Origin of the sequence: Amycolatopsis sp. FDAARGOS 1241, assembly GCF_016889705.1 — a bacterium.
GTDB lineage: Bacteria > Actinomycetota > Actinomycetes > Mycobacteriales > Pseudonocardiaceae > Amycolatopsis.
The window spans coordinates 8,630,587-8,648,544 of record NZ_CP069526.1 but is presented as its reverse complement, the minus strand read 5'-3'; the positions used below and the strand labels follow the sequence as shown (position 1 = coordinate 8,648,544).

The window sequence follows — 17,958 nt, the reverse complement described above, 5'->3', positions numbered from 1 at the left end:
AAACCGGCTGGGCTCCCATCGTTCAGTGGCCTAGGACTCCGCCCTTTCAAGGCGGCAACGCGGGTTCGAATCCCGTTGGGAGTACGCAGTACCAAGCAAGGCCCTGTGGCGCAGTTGGTTAGCGCGTCGCCCTGTCACGGCGAAGGTCGCGGGTTCGAGTCCCGTCAGGGTCGCAAGATCGTTCGGCTCCTAGCCGGCGTTCCCGGCCAGGTAGCTCAGTTGGTACGAGCGTCCGCCTGAAAAGCGGAAGGTCGCCGGTTCGACCCCGGCCCTGGCCACAACGGTTTACCTGCGAAAACAGCCCCCATCTGCACGGATGGGGGCTGTTTCGTTGGTGGCCCGTCTCAGTTCCGGCCTCAGCCGGCCTTCCAGAAGAAGCCGTTGATCTGCTGCGCGACGTTTGCCTGCATGCCTCGGCTGAACATCGGGCGAACCACCATGTGTGCCCTTCGGTTTTTCGCATGGATCGGCCGGCGCGTCACCAACTACGCCGCGCCAGGCGCGTTGGTCGGCATCCAGGCCGGCAGCGTCCACGGCGCCACCGTGGTCATGAACGGATCCGGCGAGCGCTGTCACACCTTTCACTCTGTCACTCCAGAGCGTTTGACCTGTAAATAGGTGTGACAGGGTGCGACATCCAACCTGCAGCGGCTCGCCTATCAGTGGAAATCCAGCAGCGTCTCGAAGCGAGCGGCGAGTACAGTTTATGTCACCGTCGATGATCACACTCAGGATTCCGGCGCCGTGATCGCGCGCGATCCGGAGCGTGAGTTCGGTCGTCCCCACGACCGGATATTCGAACCATGTGTCGGGCGGGAGGTCTGCGTCCGTCTCGGGGATGCCAGCTTCCAGGGCGCCGTTGTCGAGATCGTCCCAGCGGTAGTGGGCGAGCGCGGCGATGTATTCGACGACCTTGGTGAGGTTGTCGTCGAGAATCCAGCCGCCTACCCGATGCACGCGGAGGATCATCCTCCATGCCGCCTCCGTCGTGCATTCGTATTCGGCACGAGAGCGCTCGGCGCGGATGCGGCCAACTGGTCGCCAGCTACCGACCGTGCACGTGATGGGGAGTGACACCCAGGACTGGTCGCGAGTGTCACACCTGTCACTCTATGGCCTCCGAACTGGTAAATGGGTGTGACACCTGGTGTGACAGTCTTTCCCCACACTAACGGTATGTCACAGGTGTCTCAGAAGAGGCTGGAACAGAAGGGGGTGAAGGCCGCGCCCCTCTGTTGCAGCCTCTTTGCCGTCTCAATCTCCGTCTCAGTTCACCCGCGGTCAAACGAGTTCAAGCCCGGTTGTAGATGCGCTCTGACCTGGGATTTCGGCCTTGCTTGATCGCGTCCGAACGGTCTTGCGTAGAACTGAAAAGCGGAAGGTCGCCGGTTCGACCCCGGCCCTGGCCACAACGGTTTACCTGCGAAAACAGGCCCCCAACCCGACCGGGTGGGGCCGGTTTCGTATCCAGGGTCTCAATGAGGGTCTCACGCCGCTTCCTTCCAGAAGTACTTGTTCAGCGGAGTGCGAAGCGGCGCCAGTGCATTGCCCAGCTGAAGCAGTTCGCGCAAGTTCTTGTGCGGGCCGCCGATGAATTCGGGCAGCGCGGGTCGTTGCAGCCGGCGCGCGACGAACGACCAGGCCGTCGAGTCGTCGGAGACAGTGAAGTGTCCGTGCTCGCGCAGGCCCGTGAGGTTGAAACCCGAACCCGTGCCGGCGTGTGAGCCGATGTCGTGCAGGGCTTGCAGGGTCTGCCCGGCCTCCTCCATGCCCTGGCGGCAGCAGACCGATCCGATGCGTCGAGCGGTTCGCGGGTCGCGCTGGTGCGCGCTTGACACTGATCGCATGCGGATGAACTCGCGAGCGTGGCCCGACCGCTTCGATGAGGTCCCTTGGGTCGAGATCGCCGCTCGGTTTCACGAGCTGGCCGCGAAGCACTCGGAGTACTGCCATTTGGCAGACATCGCCGACAGTGTTCTGACCTGCGAAGGTGAGCAACGCCTGGCACGGCTCACGGCTTCGTGGTCATGGTGGTGGGGCTGCCGGTTGCTGCGGCGTGGCGGGGTGCGGGGCGCTGCGTCTGGCGAGCAGGCCGGCGAGAAACATGACGAGGACGGCGATTCCCGCGCCGCACAACGTCCAGAGGACGCGGTAGCCCTCGGCGGAGTAGTCGGAGGGCTGGGGGAGGTCCACCAGGATCAGCACTCCCGTGGCGATGGCGGCGCAGTACAGCGCGTAGTTCCAGAAACGGATCGCGCAGCCGTGCATCAAAATGATCAGCGCAACCACTTCGAGGCCGCGGCTGACGGCGGCCAGTTCGGGTCCGTGTTCGCTCGCCGGTATCAGCAGGACCACCGCGGCCGCGGCGGCGCCGAGCAGGGCGCCGGCCAGGCGCTGCGCGGCCACGAGCGTGCCCTGCGCCAAGCTCGGTTTCATCGCGACGATGGCCGCGATCGGCATCCAGTAACCGTGCGACAACTCCAGTCCGAACGCGATCGCGACGGTACCTCCGATGACCACGGCGCGGATCACCGCGAACATGATCAGTGGCCGGGTCAGCCCGTGTCGCGACGTGTCACCGGGCAGCTCCGCGACCACCTGGGGCCGGTCCCGGCGCCCGTGGATCAGCCACCCGATGAACGTCACCGCGATCCACAGCGCCGCCCCCCCGGCCCACGCAAGCACCTGGAGCCAGGTGTGACTGGTGATGTCTGCCTGGTGGAGGGCGAACGCCGCGCCGACGGCGATGATGAACCAGATGTCGAGGAGCAGGGACGCAACGAACCTGTGCACCCCGAAGGTGAGCGTCAAGCTCGCCGCCAGCGTGACCGCGAACGCTGCGAGCGCGACCCAGCCCCAACCGCTCCCGCCGAGACCGAACCCGAGCGCGGTCAACGCCGCGCCGATCAACACGAAGACCGCGATGCGCGCGGCACGGTTCCCGTAGCCACCGCCCGGGTCGGACAGCGCTGCGAACAACGCGCCGAACAGCGCGCTCAGCAGGTATTCCTCGTCCCCAATGGCCCAGAACACGACCAGCGGCACCAGCGCGACGTCCACGAACAGCACCGCTCGCGGCCAGTTGATCCCCGCGGGATCGAGCGCGAACACCTTCGACAGCGGCCCCGCCCGCGTCCGCCGGTGAACGGGCCGCGTGCTCGCACTGGCCATGATCGCTTCACCCACCTTCGCCTCGACGGTGCTCAGCCCCGCGCCTGCCCGAACAAGCACCCAGCGTCTCCCGGCACCACAGGCCACGGACAAGGGCCGAAAGCCCATTTCGCCGGACCTCCCGTTCAGGGTGACCCGCCGGGCGGACAACTTCCGCCGCCGGCCACGAGTCCGCCGCGGACGTCCGGCGGTTCCGTCGCCAACGGACCGTCGCTGCGATCATCGACGACACACTCACCACTGCACCGGCCCGCGCCCGGGGCACATCGTGCTGCCGCGGCGCGGACCGAAAAGCGGAAGGTTCGCCAGTTCGCCCGCGGCCGTGGCCACCGATGAAGACGCAGGTCAGGGGGTTGCTCGCGTGCGTTCGGTGCCCGGCGAGCTGCTTGCCATCCCGGGGTGTGGCGGCGACTCCGGTTTCCTCGGCTTGGTCGAGCGGTTGCTCCTGGTTGCGCCACCACCGCAGCGGCCCAGCCGAGCGCGCGAAGCCGAGTCCGCGGGGTGGTTGTCATGACGGTCGCGGTTTTCGTCAGGCGACCGGAGCTTCCCTGCGATCGCTTGCTCGACGGGTCCTTTTCGGTTGACGCGGTCGGACATCAGTGACGGTCCGATGGCGTTCATCACGCGCGCGCGGTCGTGGGGCAGGTAGGCGTTCAGCGTCAGGAGTACGCGGTTGCCGTCGGCGTCCCTGAGCTCGAGTCGCCAGAGTCGCGCCTGTCCTCTGCTTCGGGCGTGCACGGACACCAGCCGGTCGAGCGAAACGCGGCGCCACGCGCATACCCCGCGGATCGAGAGGCGGTTTCCCCCAACGATGACGCGATTTCGCAGAACGGCGGCGGAAAGGACCTTGCATGCCGACCGCCAACGCCAGCCAGACCACCCGACCCGAGCACATCCATCGGGGCGAGCGCTGCCGGCTCGACGAGCGGTGTTCCAGTCAAGGCTCACCATCTTGGCGCGGCGGCGACGACACGCGGCAGGTCCTCGGCTTTGCGGGAGCGAGCGGGTTCCATGCTTGCCTCCTCGACGTTCGCCGCCATGGCGACCGGAATACGGGGGAGCCGCCACCGGAGGCGGTGAAGTGTCGGTTCGAGCGGGTGCCCCATGATCGCCGGTTGCGGGGGAGGATGGGTGGTATGGCGCCAGAAGACTTCAGCCACCTGTCGTTGCGGAGCATTGCGCACCAGGTCAGGTCCGAGCTGGCGGCCGCCGGGCTGCCGGTGACGCCGGAGGACCCGCCGCCGGGTACGGCGGGTGCGCAGGTGGCAATCGACGTGGCGGGCAACCGCGTCACGGTCGGCTGGGAGACCCACGCCATCCTCCGCGACGCCGCCCACGACGCCTGGGGCGACGACCCGTTCGGCAAGGGCGCGGAGCTCGCCGCCTTCACGCGCCTGCGCACCACGATCCACACCACGATGCGCGACTCGATGTCCACGATCCTGACCGCGGCCGGCTTCGAGGTCGTCAAGGCGACCGAACAGCTCCACGTCCTGCGCCGCCTGGAGATGTCCCCGTGGCAGGCCCGCCGCGACGCGCACTTCGACAGCCGGCACGAGCGGAAGGTCACCACCTGGCGGCAGCGCGAAGAGGGCTGAAGCTCACCACCGGGCGGCCACCAGCGGTTGCTCGACGTGCCGTGGCACGAGCGTCGCCACCGCGACGGCCAGGACGTAGGTGACGCCGGCGATCACCACGGCCAGCCGGAAGCCCGGGAGGAACGCGCCGCCGACGAACGAGCCGAGCAGGGCGATGCCGAGCGCGCCGCCGACCTGGCGGCCGGCGTTCAGGGCGTCGGAGGCGATGCCGGCGCGTTCGGGCGGCACGTCTTCGACGACGGCAGCCGTCGCCGCGGGCATGGTGAACGAAATGCCGATGCCCGCAGCGGCGATCGGGGCGGCCAGGGCCGGGTACGAGAAGCCCTCGTGGACCACGGTCAGCGCGAAGAACCGTGCTGCGCCCACTGAGAGGCCGATCAACATCGGCAACCGCGGGCCGAAGCGGGCGGTGAGGCGGCCGCCGACCCACGAACCCACCGCGATCACGCCGGTCTGGGGCAGCAGGGCCAAACCTGTGACGAGCGGCGAGAGCTGGCGCACCTGCTGGGGGTAGAGGGTCAAGATGAACAGCTGCCCGTAGCAACCCAGATTCATCAACAGGCCCACGGTCGTCGCCGAGACGGCAACGGCTGCGGAACAGCGTGGGCAGCAGCATGGGGTCGGCGCCGCGCCGCTCGATCACCACGAACGACCCCGCCCCCACGACGAACGCGGCGAACAGCGCCAGCGTGCCCGGCGCACCCGGCCCCGATTGCCCCGCCTGCACCAACGCCGCCGTCAGGCACACCAGCGCGACGACCGCAGCGGCCTGACCCCAGCCGTCGAACCGGCGCCGGCGGGCGCGGTCCCGGCCGGCGCGCACGTGGCGCCACACCATCAGCAGACCGACGACGCCGATCGGCACGTTCACCGCGAACAGCCAGCGCCAGCCGAGCGTGCCGGCGAGCACACCACCCAGCAACCGACCGCACCCGGACGCGACACCTCCGACCATGGCCCGCACACCGATCGCCCGGGCGCGCTCCCGGTCGTCGTAACTGGGCGAACCAGTGACAGGGACGAGGGCACCAAGCCTCGGCGCCGATGCCTTGCACCGCACGCGCCGCGATGAGCGCGCCGAGGCTCGGCGCCAGCGCGCACGCCAGCGACGCCACGACGAACACCGCCAGCCCGGTCCGGAACACCACGCGTCCCCCGAGCCGATCCCCGAACCACCCGGCGGACAACAGCAACGCGGCGAACACCACCGTGTACGCGTCGGCCACCCACTGCCGCCCGCGACCGTCGTCCCGAACTCAGCCCCCAGCTTCGGCAACGTGACGTTGACGATCGTCGCGTCGACGATGACCATGAACCAGTCGAAGCACAGCGAGACCAGCGGCAGCTTCTCGAACTTCGCGTCGGTCATCGGCTGCGGGTACCCGGACGCGCGGCGGAGAACCGGCCCCCGCGCGCGTCGCCGACGCGGGCACCGAAGTGCTGCAAGCGACTACACCCAGCACTTCGGGAGTACCCGTCCCGGCGTGGTGGCGGAACCGGGGGCGAGATGACGGTCTACGACGAAATCGGACGCGACTACTCGCGCGGGAGGCGCACGGATCCCCGCTGGATGGCGCGCATCACCGATGCCGTCGGAACCGCCGGCGTCGTGGTGGACGTCGGGGCGGGCACGGGGTCGTACGAGCCGCGCGCGACGGTGCTCGCGGTCGAGCCGTCGCTCGAGATGATCGGGCAGCGTGGCGCGACGCCGCCGGCGGTGCAGGCTGTGGCGGAGCGGTTGCCGGTCAGGGACGACGCGGCGGAGGTGGCGCTGGCCGTGTTGACCGTGCACCACTGGACGGACTGGCGGCGCGGGCTGGCGGAGTTGCGCCGGATCGCGAGCAAGCAGGTCGTGCTCGCGTATGACCCGCGCAAGCACGTCGAGTTCTGGGTGACGCGGGAGTACGTGCCGGAGATCGCCGGGCTGGAGCGCGGGCGGCCGGGAGCCGACGAGATCGCCGAAGAGCTCGGGGCGGACCGCATCGAGGTGCTGCCCGTGCCGTGGGATTTCACCGACGGGGTCTTCCCGGCGTATTGGCGCAGGCCCGAGGCGTACCTCGACGAGCGGGTACGGCGGAACTCCTCGGCGTTCGCGCAGACCGACCCGGAGGCCGTCTGGCGCGGTATCACGAAACTGAAGCGGGACCTCGCGGACGGGACCTGGCACCGAAACCACGCCGGTCTCCTGGACCAGCAGGAGATCGACGTGGGCTTCCGGTTGATCACCAGCCGGGCGTAGGCGGCGGCAACGGCTTGATCGGCCATCGAAATTCGGCTGGGAAGGCGTGTCCGGAAGTCCGCGCCCGCTCCGACTCCTCGGCGAAACCGGCACCAATGGACGAAGGAGCAAACCATGAAGTACACACTCACCCTCCACCTGGACCCCGCCCTGTGGGAGACGCTGCCGGAGGCCGCCAAGCAGGAGATCGGCGACGGGCACGGCGCGTTCCTCAAGCGCCACGCCGCCGAGATCGTCGGGACGCAGGCGTTGGGCGAGCCGGCGAGCAGCAAGACCGTGCGGGTGCGCGACGGGAAGCCGAGCAGCGAACAGGGCCTGGCCAGCCAGGGGCAGACGTTCTTCTGCGGCTACTACGTGGTGGACGTCGAGAACGAGGCCCGCGCCGTGGAGCTCGCCGCCGAGATCCCGGACGCGAAGTACACCGCGGTCGAGGTGCGGCCGATCGTGTTCGAGGCCTGACGGCCTTGACCTGCACCATGGTCGAGGTTGCACCCTGGTCACCATGACCGGGGAGTGGCACATCGGCGCGGTGGACCTTACCGCGTACCTGCGGCGGGTCGGGCGGCCGGAGGAAAACCCTTCGGCCGCCGCGCTGACTGCGCTGGCCAGGGCGCACGTGGAGACAATCCCGTTCGAGAACGTGGACGTCGTGCTCAAGCGGCACCGGGGGATCGGGCTCGACGTGGTGAGTGAGAAGCTCGTGGGACGGCGGCGCGGGGGCTACTGCTACGAACAGGCCGGCCTCTTCGCCGCCGTCGCCGAGCGGCTGGGGTACGAGGTGCAGCGGACGGCCGCGCGGGTGCAGCCGCGGCGCGGCGGGCCGTACACGCACATGACCCTGATCGTGACCGTGGACGGCGCGAAGCACCTCGTGGACGTCGGGTTCGGCGCGGGGATCCTGGTGCCGATGCCGCTCGCCGACGGCGCCGTGGTGGACCAGGCAGGCTGGCCACACCGGCTCGTCGAACGCGACGGCTGGTGGATCCTGCAGAAACGGACCGACGACGGCTGGGACGACCTGCACGAGTTCCTGCCGAAGGTCCACAGTGAACCGCTGGACTACGAGGTCTTCCACCACTACACGTCGACGCACCCGAACTCGCCGTTCACCGGGCGGCTGGTGATCATGCGGCTCGAACCGGGCCGCTTCCGGCGCCTGCTCGGGCGCGAACTCACGGAAGAACGCCCCGACGGCAGCGGCGAAACCCGGACGATCGAACCCCAGGATCTCGAGAAGACGTTGCAGGACTTGGACATCGAGCTCGTGCGAGACGAGCTCGAAGCATTGCTGGAGGTGTACTGACCAGCGGGCGGCGGCTACTGGCCGAAGAGCTCGGCCGCGGGCAGTGGACGGCCCAGGTGGTAACCCTGGGCCTGGTCGCAGCCGAGTTCGCGCAGCAGGGACAGCTCTTCGGCCGATTCGACGCCCTCGGCGACGACGGTGAGCCCCACCGCGTGCGCCATGGTGATGATGCTCGCGACGATCGCCGCCGCGTCGCGGGATTCGGCGATGCCCGTGATGAAGGAACGGTCGATCTTGAGGGTGTCGAGGGTCAGCCGGCGCAGTTGGGCGAGCGACGAGTAACCCGTGCCGAAGTCGTCGATGGCCAGCAGCACACCGAGGGAACGCAGGGCTACCAGCACTTCTCCGGCGGCGGTTTCGTCGCGCATCAACGCGCTCTCAGTCACTTCCAGGCACAACGCGCCGGGCGGGAGGCCCGTGGTCGCGAGCGCGTCGCGGACCGCCGGCACCAGCTGCGGGTCTTCCAGCTGCCGCACGGAGAGGTTCACCTTCAGCGACAGGTCCAGTCCCAGCGCCGCCCGCTGTTCCGCCACTTCTCTTGTGGTGTCCCGGAGCACGAGCTTGCCGAGCTCGTTGATCAGCTCGCTCTCCTCGGCCAGCGGGATGAACTCGCCGGGCGAGATCGCGCCGTGCTTCGGGTGCGTCCAGCGCAGCAACGCTTCCACACCCACCATTTCGCCGCTGCTCAGGTCGACCACCGGCTGGTACGCGGGCCACAGCTGTCCGCCGTGGACGGCATTGCGCAGGTCCTGCTCCATGCGCAGCCGCCGCTGCATGCGCTCGCGCAGGGCGACGTCGAAGAACTCGTAACGCCCACGGCCCAGCGCTTTCGCCTGGTACATCGCGACATCCGCGTCGCGCAGCAGGTCTTCGGCGCTGCGCTGGTCGCCCGGGCCGACGAGCACGATGCCGATGCTCGCGTCCACGTGCAGCTCGCGCCCGCGCACCGAAATCGGCTCCGCGAGCACCGAGCGCAGGTGCCCGGCGAGCGCTCGCACCTCGGCTTCACTCGTGGCGCCGCGGGTGACGACCACGAACTCGTCACCGCCGAAGCGGCCCACCACGTCGGTCGACGCGGTGGCGCGCCGCAGCCGTTCGCCGACGATCCGCAGCACCTGGTCGCCGACGGAGTGGCCGAGTGAGTCGTTGATGACCTTGAACTTGTCGAGGTCGAGGAACAGCACCGTGGCCGGGGTGGAGCGTCCCCGCCGGTCGAGCCGGTCGAGCACGAGCGTGCGGTTGGCCAGGCGCGTCAGCGGGTCGTGGGTCGCGTCGTGGGCCAGGCGGGCGCTGATCGCGCGGCGCTCGGTGATGTCGGTGAACGACGTGACCACGGAGACGCCGACCGGGTCGTCGGTGTTGAGCAGCCGGGAGGTGAGCGAGACCCACACGTCGCGGCCGTCGGGCCGGCGCAGGCGCAGGATGAGGCCGTTCTGCGGGATCCCGGTGCGGCGGGTGGAGATCGAGGGCAGTTCGTCTTCGGGGATGCGGTGGCCTGACTCGTCGAACAGCACGAGCGTGGAGCACGGCACGCCGATGAGGGTTTCGGGGGCCGCGCCGAGGATGCGGCTCGCGGCCGGGTTCACCGACTCGATCAGGCCGTCCGGGCCCACGACCAGCACACCTTCGTCGAGCGCTGCGACCACCGTGCGGTAGTGCTGCTCCGCTCGGCGGCGCGCGGTTTCGTCGGCGCAGACGAGGACGTAGCCGTCATTCATCTCAGCTGCGGAAACCCGGATCAACAGGGTGGCGCCCCCGCGGTGGTGGTGCGTCTGCTGCACGACCCCGCCCGCCCGCCGGACCTCGCGCGGGTTCAGGTCGGCGCCGAGCACCTCCCGCACCGGACGGCCGAGTGCTTCCCCGGCCGGCCACCCGTAGACCGTCTCGGCCGCGGGGTTCCAGCTGGTCACAACCCCTTCGAGCGTGGTGGCGACGACCGCGTCGCTGACGTGCGAAACCACGGCCGCCTGCGATTTCAGCGCGCCGGCCACACCCGCGTCGCGGATCAGGACTTGCACCGCGTCGCCGGTGCGCACCGAAACGGTCTCGACCACGAACTTGCTGCCGTCCACGCGTTTCACCACGGCAGCGACGGTATCGGCCGGCTCGCCCACGCGGTCCTGGTCGGCCACGACGAAATCGGTGACCGGCCGGCCGACGACCTCGGCGGCCGAGCGCGCGCCGAGCAGGTCGAGCGCCGCGCGGTTGGCGTAGGTGAGCACGCCGGCTTCGTGGACGCAGGTGGCGTCGGTGCTCAGGTCCACGAGCACGCGGTAGCGGTCGGCCAGCTCGGCGAGATCTGCGGGAACGCCGACGAGGCCCGCAGTGGAAGCGCGGGGCAGGCGCGCGAGCTGGGCGCGCCAGGCGACGGTTCCGGCGTCGTCCGCCGGCCCGCCGGCTGGGGCGTCGGCCTCCATAGTGCGTGCGGTCCCCCTGTGTCGGCGTGTGGCCCGTCGATTACACCACCGACGGATCTCTCTGTATATGCGCTGGGGAACCTTCGTATATCACGTGCCGACGGGCTCGGCCTCCGCGAAATCCCTAGGCCGGCGCCGGTACGGCGGGCCGGGTCAACCGCGGGCCCCAGTACAAGAAGCCGAAGTGGGCCGCGCACAAGTGGCCGAGCACCGTGACCACGGAATCGAGGGTTTCCGGCGAATCGGACACCCAGACCGTCGCGATGAACAGCTCCATGGCGACCAGTGCGGCGATCCGCGCCCGGCCGCGCAGCAGGAAGACGAGAGCACCGAGTGTGGTGAAGAAGCCGTAGCTCACGCCGATGTCGAGCCAGCGGCCGGCGGTCATCGGGAGCAGACCACCGCTGATCAGGGCCATCACGGGCACCTCGGTGGCGAGGGTGGCCAGCACGTGGCCGGAGAAGAACACCAGCGCCGTGCGGCCGGCGCCGAACCGGCGTTCCAGCGGCGCGATGGCGATGGCGAAGATGAGCGCGTAGACGAGCCAGCCGCCGTCGGCGAGCCAGAGGGCGCTGGTGAGCAGCGACGTGAGCGGGCGGCGCCACAGGTTGTGGGCGTCGGTGCTCGACAGCTGCAGCAGTTTCGTGGTGACGACGGGGTCGGCGAAGCGGAGCACGAGGGTCGTGCCGAACAGGACGACGAGGTAACCGAACGTGAACGGCGTGGTCTTCGGGTTCGGCAGGGCCTTCACGGCGCTGCGCGCCACAGTGCGCCAGGTCAGTGCCACCCGGGTGGAGGCGCCTGCGCTCACGTGCCGATGCGTCCACCAGTCCCGGATGGTGACCGGTTGTCGGACGCGCAGCAGCATGGCTCCAGAATCTCCGGGCATGCTGGGAGTTTCGCTAAGGACAGCTGTGAAAGGGCTGTGATTCTCACCCGCTAGAGTGAGGCGCGCTACGCCGAATTTCTGTCATTGTTCACCCGTTCGGTGGGCCGTTGCGGTAAGAATGGACCACTCCTGGTGAAAGGCCCGCTGGTGGACGAAGAGGTTTCGGTCGCCGACCTGCTCGTGCGCGAAGGCTGGGGCGAACGCCTTCCGCCGCCGTCTCGGTCGCGCTGGCGGATGGTCGCCGTGATGCTCGCCGTGGTCGTCGGCTGCGGCGCCGCGGCCGTGCTCGTGGGCTTCGGCACCACCGCGAACGACGAGGCCTCACGCATCACCGAGATGAAGGTCATCGAGATGCCCGACCGCACCGACGGTGCCGGCGGCGTTTCCGAGAGCAACCCGCCGGCCACGATCGAAGGCAGCGGCCAGGGTTCCACCACGGCCGATGGCGACGCCGAGACCACCGAGCCGGCCGACCCGAAGATCACCTCGATCATCGACCCGCTCAACCCGCGCGGGTCGGACGCGCCCACGTCGTCCGCGAGCGAGCCCGGCACGTCGACGACATCGGACACTTCGGTCACGCCCACGGACACGTCCCAGCCCGGCCCAGGCGGTGGTGGGTCGTCGAACCAGCCGACGCCGACCACGTCGTCTTCGCACCAGCCGACGCCGACGAAGACCCCGTGTGTGCTGGGGATTCTCTGCTTCTGACGCGGTGACGCCTACGGCGCCGTGAGCAGATCCGGGTCCTTCGGCCGCCCCACGTGGTTGAAGACCAGGTTCAGCACGAACGCCAGGATCGCCGTCAGCGTGATCGGGCTCCCGCAGATCGTCTGCAGCCACGCGGGGAAGTGCTGGAAGAAGATGGACGTGCCGAAGGGGTTCGTCGCGAACGCCGGCAGCAGCCCCACACCCAGCGACACGGCGACGACGAACGAGTTGTGGTTGCCCGCGAACTCGACCTTCTTGAGGTTCTGCACGCCCACCACCGCGACCATCGCGAACATCACCACGGCGACCCCGCCGACGACGGGTTCGGGGATGGCCGCGATGGCGGCGCCCACCTTCGGCACGAGGCCCATCACCAGGAGCAGGCCACCCGTCACCGCGACGACCCACCGGCTGCGGACGCGCGTCATCTGCACCAACCCGACGTTCTGCGCGAAAGCCGTGTCGGGAAACGAATTCATGAAGCCGCCGAGGATCGCGGACAGGCCGTCGGTCGCGAGGCCGCGGGCAACGTCGGCGTCCGACGCCGGACGGCCGGTGATCTCGCCGACCGCGATGATGTCGGCGGTCGACTCGGTGAACGTCACCAGCATCACCACGCACATCGAAAGCACGGCGGCGATCGGGAACGTCGGTGCGCCGAAGTGCAGCGGTGCGGCGAGCCCGAACCAGTGCGCCTGCCCGACGCCGCCGAACTGCGTCAGCCCCAGGGGAATCGCCGCGAGGAGCCCGATCGCCAGCGCCAGCAGCGGCGCGATCTGCGCGACGAACCCGCGCAGCACCCGCGTGAACACGACGATCAGCAGCACCACGCCGAACGCGACCGCGAGGTTCACGGGCGCGGCGTAGTCCGGCGCTCCCGTGTCGTGGCCGGCGATCATCGCGGCGCCCGGGCCGAGCAGCGAGACGCCGATGACGAGCAGCAGCGTGCCGGACACCAGCGGCGGGAAGAACCGCAGCATCTTCGCGAACGGCCGCGCCAGCAGGAGCCCGAACACACCTGACGCGATCATCGAACCGTAGACGGCGGGCAGGCCGTACTGCGAGGCGATCAGGATCATCGGGTTGACGACGGTGAACGTCGCGCCCGCCACCACGGGCAGCCGCACCCCGATGAGCTTCCCGATGCCGATGGCCTGGACCAGTGTCGCGATGCCGGCGACGAAGAGGTCGGCGTTGACGAGCAACGCGATCGTCGCCGCGTCGAGCTTCAGCGCGCTGCCGACGATCAGCGGCACGGCGACCGAACCGGTGTACATGATCGCCATGTGCTGCAGGCCGAGCAGCAGCAGCCGGCCGGCGGGCAGCCCGGCGTCGACCGGGTGCGGGGCGGGTTTGGTCATGGGCGGCCCTTTCACGCGGGTCCGCGCATCTTCTCACGACGCATACCGCCGGTTTGTGTGTGACGATGCGAGCATGACTCCGCGTCCCCCCTTCCGCGCCGATCACGTCGGGAGCCTGCTGCGGCCGCCGGTCCTGCGCGAGGCCCGCCGGCGCCGCTCCGCGGGCGAAATCACCACCGAACAGCTCAAGGCCGTCGAGGACGACGCCATCCGCGACGTGGTCAAGATGCAGAAGGTCGCCGGCCTCTCCTCTGCCACCGACGGCGAGTTCCGCCGCGCGTCCTGGCACATGGACTTCATCTACTCGCTCGGCGGCATTTCGCAGAGCGACGAACGCCTCCACGTGAAGTTCCACAACCTCGCGGGCGACCTCGAGTTCAGCCCGCCGGGTCTGCAGGTCGACGGGCGCGTGCGTCTCGACGCACCGATCTTCGCCGAGCACTTCACGTTCCTGAAGTCCCACGTGGACGCCGGCATCACGCCGAAGCTGACGATCCCGTCGCCGAGCATGGTCTACTACCGCGGCGGCCGGGCGGCGGTCAGCGAAACCGTGTACCCGGATCTCGAGGAATTCTTCACCGACCTGTCGTCGGCGTACGCGGCACAGCTGTCGGCGATGGGCGAGCTGGGCTGCCAGTACCTGCAGCTCGACGACACGAGCCTCGCTTACCTCAACGACCCGGCGCAGCGGGAGCTCGTGGCCCGCATGGGCGGTGACCCGGACACGCTGCACCTGCGCAACATCAAGACGATCAACGCCGCGCTGCGGGGCAAGCCCGACGGCATGACCGTGACGACGCACTTGTGCCGCGGCAACTTCCGCTCGTCGTGGGCGGCTTCGGGCAGCTATGAGTTCGTCGCCGAGGCCGTGTTCGGCGAACTCGGCGTCGACGGGTTCTTCCTGGAATACGACGACGAACGCTCCGGTGGCTTCGAGCCGCTGCGCTTCGTCCCGCCGGGCAAGCGCGTGGTCCTCGGCCTGGTGACCACGAAACGCCCCGAGCTGGAGGACGCGGACGCGCTCGTGCGGCGCATCGAAGAGGCTTCGCGCTTCGTCGACATCGACCAGCTCTGCCTGTCCCCGCAATGCGGTTTCTCCTCGACGGAGGAAGGCAACGAGCTGACCACCGACGATCAGCTGCGCAAGCTCGAGCTCATCGTGGCGACGGCGGAACGGGTGTGGGGCCGGTGATCACTTGCGTGGTCGACTACGTGATCGACCCCGCGAAGATCACCGAGTTCGAACGCTTCGCCCACGCGTGGATGCGCCTGGTCGCCCGCGAAGGCGGCGCGCACCACGGCTACTTCCTGCCCGCGGAAGGCGCGAGCGACGAGGCCCGCGCGCTGTTCAGCTTCGAAAGCCTCGCCGCGTACGAGCAGTACCGCGCGCTGTTCGGGGTGGACCCGGAGTTCATCGCGGCCGACCGCATCCGCGACGAGTCCGGCTGCGTGGTCCGGTACCGCCGGACGTTCCTGCGCCCGCTGCTCCCGGACGACGACTAGCTCAGGCGCAGGTGGACGGCCAGCTCCGCCGCCCCGGTCAGCATCGCACGGCTGCGGGCGTCGAGCCGGGCCCGCCACGTCTGCAGGGCTTCCTCCAGCGGTCCCGCACCACCGGCGGAGCGGACCTGCGCGACGACCGCCGCGATGCGGGCCAGCGGGTAGCCGCCGCGGCGGAGCTGGTGGGCGAGGTGCGCGTCGCGGATCGCGGCCGCGTCGAAGGTGCGGTGGCCGGCGCGGCTGCGCGCCGGCCGGAGGATGCCGGCGGCCTCCCACTTGCGCAGCGTCGCCGGGTGAACGGCCAGGCGGTGGGCGAGTTCGCCGATGGACAGTGAATCCGGGTCCGCCGGCGGACCGGCGGTCAGGTCGCCCAGCGCGCAGGCGACTTCGTCGAGCGTCCGCCGGTCCCGCAGCAGCGCCGCGTGCCCTTCGTCGATCAAGCGGAACGCGACTTCGAACGCGTTTTCGTTGACGGCGCTGAGGATCCGCGCCGACACCCCGTGCCCGAAACCGGGCCGTAGCGCGAGGAACGTCCGCAGCGCCTGGGCGTGGACGGCGGTGTACAACCGGTACCCCTGCGGACCCCGCGCGGCCGCGGGCAGGATCCCGGCCTCTTCGTAGTTGCGCACGGCCTGCGTCGACAGGCCGTGTTCGCGCGCGAGGTCGGTCGGCCGCACAGCTGCCACTTTAGAAGGGTGCTTCACTGGTGCCCATGCGGCACAACGCGGAGCGGCCACCGTCGGTCGTGGAGCGGGTGTTGGACGTGCTGGGCGCGTTCAGCTCCGAACGGCCCGTGCTCACGCTCTCCGAGCTGAGCCGCCGCGCCGGCCTGCCGTTGTCGACCACGCACCGGCTCACGGCCGAACTGGTGCGCCGCGGGGCGTTGCAGCGCGACGACGAGGGGCGGTTCCGCGTCGGGCTGTGGCTGTGGGAGGTGGCGTCGCTCGCGCCGCACGGCGCGCACCTGCGGGAGAGCGCGATGCCGTTCCTCGAGGACCTCTACGAGGCCACGCACCAGAACGTGCAGCTCGCCGTGCTCGACGGCGCCGAGGTCGTGTACCTCGAACGCCTCTCCGGGCGCCGTGCGGTGAACGTGATCTCGCGCGTCGGCGGGCGGCTGCCGCTGCACGCCACGGGGGTCGGGCTGGTGCTGCTCGCCCACGCGCCCGCCGACGTCCAGGAGCAGATCCTCGCGCTGCCGCTGAAGCGCTACACCGGCAAGACCATCCATTCGCCCGAGCAGCTGCGCCGCGTGCTCGCCGACGTCCGCCGCAACGGCTACGCGGTGAGCGACGGCCAGATCGAGCTGCCGGCCCTGTCCGTCGCGGCGGCGATCCACGGGCCGTCGGACACGGTCGTCGCATCGATCTCCGTGGTCGTGCCCGCCGAAGGCACCGATCCGCTCACGCTCGTGCCCGCCGTCCGAGCGGCCGCACGCGGGATTTCCCGGACGCTCGGCGCCCCGCGCACGCTGCGGCTTTCCGAGGACGCGCACCGCGAGACACACTGACTTCTTCCACTCAGCGGAAGACGTGGTGTGCCGGGTGCGCCCGAACCCGCACTCTGTCGGGCAACCGAGAGGAGGAGGTCCGGTGATCACCCTCAACGACGACCCGTTCGCCGACGACGTCCTGGCCGATCCGCTCCCGCTGCACCGGCGGCTGCGCGACGCGGGCCCGGTCGTGTACCTCGACCGCTACCGCGTGTGGGCCAGCGGCCGCGCCGAAGAGGTCGCGCAGGCACTGAACGACCCCGAGACGTTCTGCTCGTCCGCCGGCGTCGGGCTCACGGACTTCCGCAAGGAGACGCCGTGGCGCCCGCCGAGCCTGCTGCTCGAAGCCGACGCGCCCGATCACGACCGCGCCCGCCGCACTGTGACCAGCGTGCTCACGCCGAAGGTCGTGAAGACCTACCGCGACACCTTCGCCGCCGAGGCCGAGAAGCTCGTCGCCGAACTGCTGGCGCGCGGTGAGTTCGACGCGGTGCCCGACTTCGCGGAAGCGTTCCCGCTCAAGGTGTTCCCGGACGCCGTCGGGCTGCCGGCCGAGGGCCGGGAGCACCTGCTGCCCTACGGCTCGATGGTGTTCAACGGCTTCGGCCCCCGCAACCACCTCTTCACCGAGGCCATGGAGCGCGGCGCGCGGGCGCGCGAGTGGATCGCCGAGCACTGCCGCGCCGAGAACCTCGCACCGGGCGGGCTCGGCGCGCAGATCCACGAAGCTGCGGCCGAGGCCGGGTTCACGCCGGACGAACGGGCGCTGCTCGTGCGGTCGTTCCTGTCCGCCGGCGTCGACACGACCGTCCACGCGCTCGGCAACGCCGTGTTGTGCTTCACCGAGCACCCCGATCAGTGGGCCGCGCTGCGGGAGTCCCCGGATCGTTCGCGCGCGGCGTTCGAGGAGGTCGTGCGGTTCTCCTCGCCCGTGCAGACGTTCTTCCGCACCACCACGCGCGATGTCGAACTCGGCGGCCAGCGGCTCCCGGCGGGGGAGAAGGTGCTGCTGTTCCTGGCCGCCGCCAACCGCGACCCGCGCCGGTGGGCCGAGCCGGATTCGTTCGACATCGCGCGCCGCGCGGCCGGGCACGTCGGCTTCGGCTCGGGGGTGCACGCGTGCGTCGGCCAGATGTTCGCGCGGCTCGAAGGCGAGGTGCTACTGGCCGAGCTGGCCCGGCGGGTCACGACACTCGAGCTCACCGGCCCGCCGCGCCCGCAGCTGTCCAACACCCTGCGCGGCCTCGCGTCCCTGCCGGTCCGGGTGCGGTGAGCGC

Annotated in this window: 17 protein-coding genes, 3 tRNA genes and 2 pseudogenes; 12 read left to right on the top strand and 10 right to left on the bottom strand. The window is 70.0% G+C overall.

Annotated elements, in window-relative coordinates:
* Positions 1–11: 11 nt before the first annotated feature.
* From I6J71_RS41985 to I6J71_RS41975, 3 genes are all read left to right on the top strand, one after another.
* Positions 12–84 (top strand) — tRNA-Glu (locus I6J71_RS41985).
* A 15-nt stretch (positions 85–99) separates the two neighbouring features.
* Positions 100–173, top strand: a tRNA-Asp gene (locus I6J71_RS41980).
* 31 nt (positions 174–204) lie between these two features.
* Positions 205–278 (top strand) — tRNA-Phe (locus tag I6J71_RS41975).
* Between the two features lie 7 nt (positions 279–285).
* On the opposite strand, the gene I6J71_RS41970 is transcribed toward I6J71_RS41975, so the two are convergent.
* The 3 genes from I6J71_RS41970 to I6J71_RS41960 all read right to left on the bottom strand — a co-directional run bounded on the left by I6J71_RS41970 (position 286) and on the right by I6J71_RS41960 (position 3,231).
* Positions 286–969 (bottom strand): hypothetical protein, encoded by a 684-nt coding sequence (locus I6J71_RS41970; RefSeq protein WP_204091921.1) that lies wholly within the window; start codon positions 967–969, stop codon positions 286–288.
* Positions 970–1,487: 518 nt separating this feature from the next.
* Complete coding sequence (locus I6J71_RS41965) at positions 1,488–1,769, bottom strand: hypothetical protein (protein ID WP_204091920.1); 282 nt, start codon at positions 1,767–1,769, stop codon at positions 1,488–1,490.
* Between the two features lie 256 nt (positions 1,770–2,025).
* A complete protein-coding gene (locus I6J71_RS41960; protein WP_204091919.1) occupies positions 2,026–3,231 on the bottom strand; it encodes an FUSC family protein in 1,206 nt (401 codons plus the stop codon).
* 1,076 nt (positions 3,232–4,307) lie between these two features.
* On the opposite strand from I6J71_RS41960, the gene I6J71_RS41955 reads away from it, so the two are divergent.
* Positions 4,308–4,769: a hypothetical protein gene (locus I6J71_RS41955; protein WP_204091918.1), complete on the top strand. Its 462-nt coding sequence runs from the start codon at positions 4,308–4,310 to the stop codon at positions 4,767–4,769.
* Positions 4,770–4,772: 3 nt separating this feature from the next.
* Here I6J71_RS41955 and I6J71_RS41950 read toward each other — a convergent pair whose 3' ends face one another.
* The 3 genes and pseudogenes from I6J71_RS41950 to I6J71_RS51470 form a co-directional block, all read right to left on the bottom strand.
* Positions 4,773–5,324, bottom strand: a complete 552-nt coding sequence (locus I6J71_RS41950; RefSeq protein WP_239155572.1) for an MFS transporter — start codon at positions 5,322–5,324, stop codon at positions 4,773–4,775.
* Between the two features lie 205 nt (positions 5,325–5,529).
* Positions 5,530–5,829, bottom strand: a pseudogene (locus I6J71_RS51475) (MFS transporter); the annotation flags it as partial.
* A gap of 37 nt (positions 5,830–5,866) precedes the next feature.
* Positions 5,867–5,974: pseudogene (locus tag I6J71_RS51470) on the bottom strand (hypothetical protein); the annotation flags it as partial.
* A gap of 302 nt (positions 5,975–6,276) precedes the next feature.
* Here I6J71_RS51470 and I6J71_RS41940 point away from each other — a divergent pair.
* The 3 genes from I6J71_RS41940 to I6J71_RS41930 all read left to right on the top strand — a co-directional run bounded on the left by I6J71_RS41940 (position 6,277) and on the right by I6J71_RS41930 (position 8,311).
* Positions 6,277–7,008, top strand: coding sequence for a class I SAM-dependent methyltransferase (locus I6J71_RS41940; RefSeq protein WP_204091915.1), 732 nt, complete (start codon positions 6,277–6,279; stop codon positions 7,006–7,008).
* 114 nt (positions 7,009–7,122) lie between these two features.
* Positions 7,123–7,467, top strand: a complete 345-nt coding sequence (locus I6J71_RS41935) for a YciI family protein (RefSeq protein ID WP_204091914.1) — start codon at positions 7,123–7,125, stop codon at positions 7,465–7,467.
* 43 nt (positions 7,468–7,510) lie between these two features.
* A complete protein-coding gene (locus tag I6J71_RS41930) occupies positions 7,511–8,311 on the top strand; it encodes an arylamine N-acetyltransferase (RefSeq protein WP_204091913.1) in 801 nt (266 codons plus the stop codon).
* 14 nt (positions 8,312–8,325) lie between these two features.
* Here the strand turns inward: I6J71_RS41930 and I6J71_RS41925 are convergent, their stop codons facing one another.
* Together I6J71_RS41925 and I6J71_RS41920 are read right to left on the bottom strand one after the other, a co-directional pair.
* Complete coding sequence (locus I6J71_RS41925) at positions 8,326–10,728, bottom strand: EAL domain-containing protein (RefSeq protein ID WP_204091912.1); 2,403 nt, start codon at positions 10,726–10,728, stop codon at positions 8,326–8,328.
* Between the two features lie 124 nt (positions 10,729–10,852).
* Positions 10,853–11,617 (bottom strand): rhomboid-like protein, encoded by a 765-nt coding sequence (locus tag I6J71_RS41920; protein WP_204091911.1) that lies wholly within the window; start codon positions 11,615–11,617, stop codon positions 10,853–10,855.
* Positions 11,618–11,749: 132 nt separating this feature from the next.
* Here I6J71_RS41920 and I6J71_RS41915 point away from each other — a divergent pair, with 132 nt between their 5' ends.
* Complete coding sequence (locus I6J71_RS41915) at positions 11,750–12,328, top strand: hypothetical protein (RefSeq protein WP_204091910.1); 579 nt, start codon at positions 11,750–11,752, stop codon at positions 12,326–12,328.
* An 11-nt stretch (positions 12,329–12,339) separates the two neighbouring features.
* On the opposite strand, the gene I6J71_RS41910 is transcribed toward I6J71_RS41915, so the two are convergent.
* Positions 12,340–13,689 carry a nucleobase:cation symporter-2 family protein gene (locus I6J71_RS41910; RefSeq protein ID WP_204091909.1) on the bottom strand — a complete coding sequence of 450 codons (1,350 nt, stop codon included), beginning with the start codon at positions 13,687–13,689 and terminating at the stop codon, positions 12,340–12,342.
* A gap of 73 nt (positions 13,690–13,762) precedes the next feature.
* Here I6J71_RS41910 and I6J71_RS41905 point away from each other — a divergent pair, with 73 nt between their 5' ends.
* Together I6J71_RS41905 and I6J71_RS41900 are read left to right on the top strand one after the other, a co-directional pair.
* Positions 13,763–14,881, top strand: a complete 1,119-nt coding sequence (locus I6J71_RS41905; protein WP_204091908.1) for a 5-methyltetrahydropteroyltriglutamate--homocysteine S-methyltransferase — start codon at positions 13,763–13,765, stop codon at positions 14,879–14,881.
* On the top strand, positions 14,878–15,192 hold the full coding sequence (locus tag I6J71_RS41900) for an NIPSNAP family protein (RefSeq protein WP_204091907.1): 315 nt from the start codon (positions 14,878–14,880) through the stop codon (positions 15,190–15,192). The genes I6J71_RS41905 and I6J71_RS41900 overlap by 4 nt, the downstream gene beginning before the upstream one ends.
* Here the strand turns inward: I6J71_RS41900 and I6J71_RS41895 are convergent.
* The gene (locus I6J71_RS41895) at positions 15,189–15,866 is read right to left on the bottom strand and encodes a MerR family DNA-binding transcriptional regulator (RefSeq protein ID WP_204097513.1); all 678 of its coding nucleotides are present in this window, start codon (positions 15,864–15,866) and stop codon (positions 15,189–15,191) included. The genes I6J71_RS41900 and I6J71_RS41895 overlap by 4 nt on opposite strands.
* Positions 15,867–15,901: 35 nt before the next feature.
* On the opposite strand from I6J71_RS41895, the gene I6J71_RS41890 reads away from it, so the two are divergent.
* Both I6J71_RS41890 and I6J71_RS41885 read left to right on the top strand, forming a co-directional pair.
* Positions 15,902–16,699, top strand: a complete 798-nt coding sequence (locus I6J71_RS41890) for an IclR family transcriptional regulator (RefSeq protein WP_204091906.1) — start codon at positions 15,902–15,904, stop codon at positions 16,697–16,699.
* Between the two features lie 82 nt (positions 16,700–16,781).
* Positions 16,782–17,954: a cytochrome P450 gene (locus tag I6J71_RS41885; protein WP_204091905.1), complete on the top strand. Its 1,173-nt coding sequence runs from the start codon at positions 16,782–16,784 to the stop codon at positions 17,952–17,954.
* Positions 17,955–17,958 lie beyond the last annotated feature (4 nt).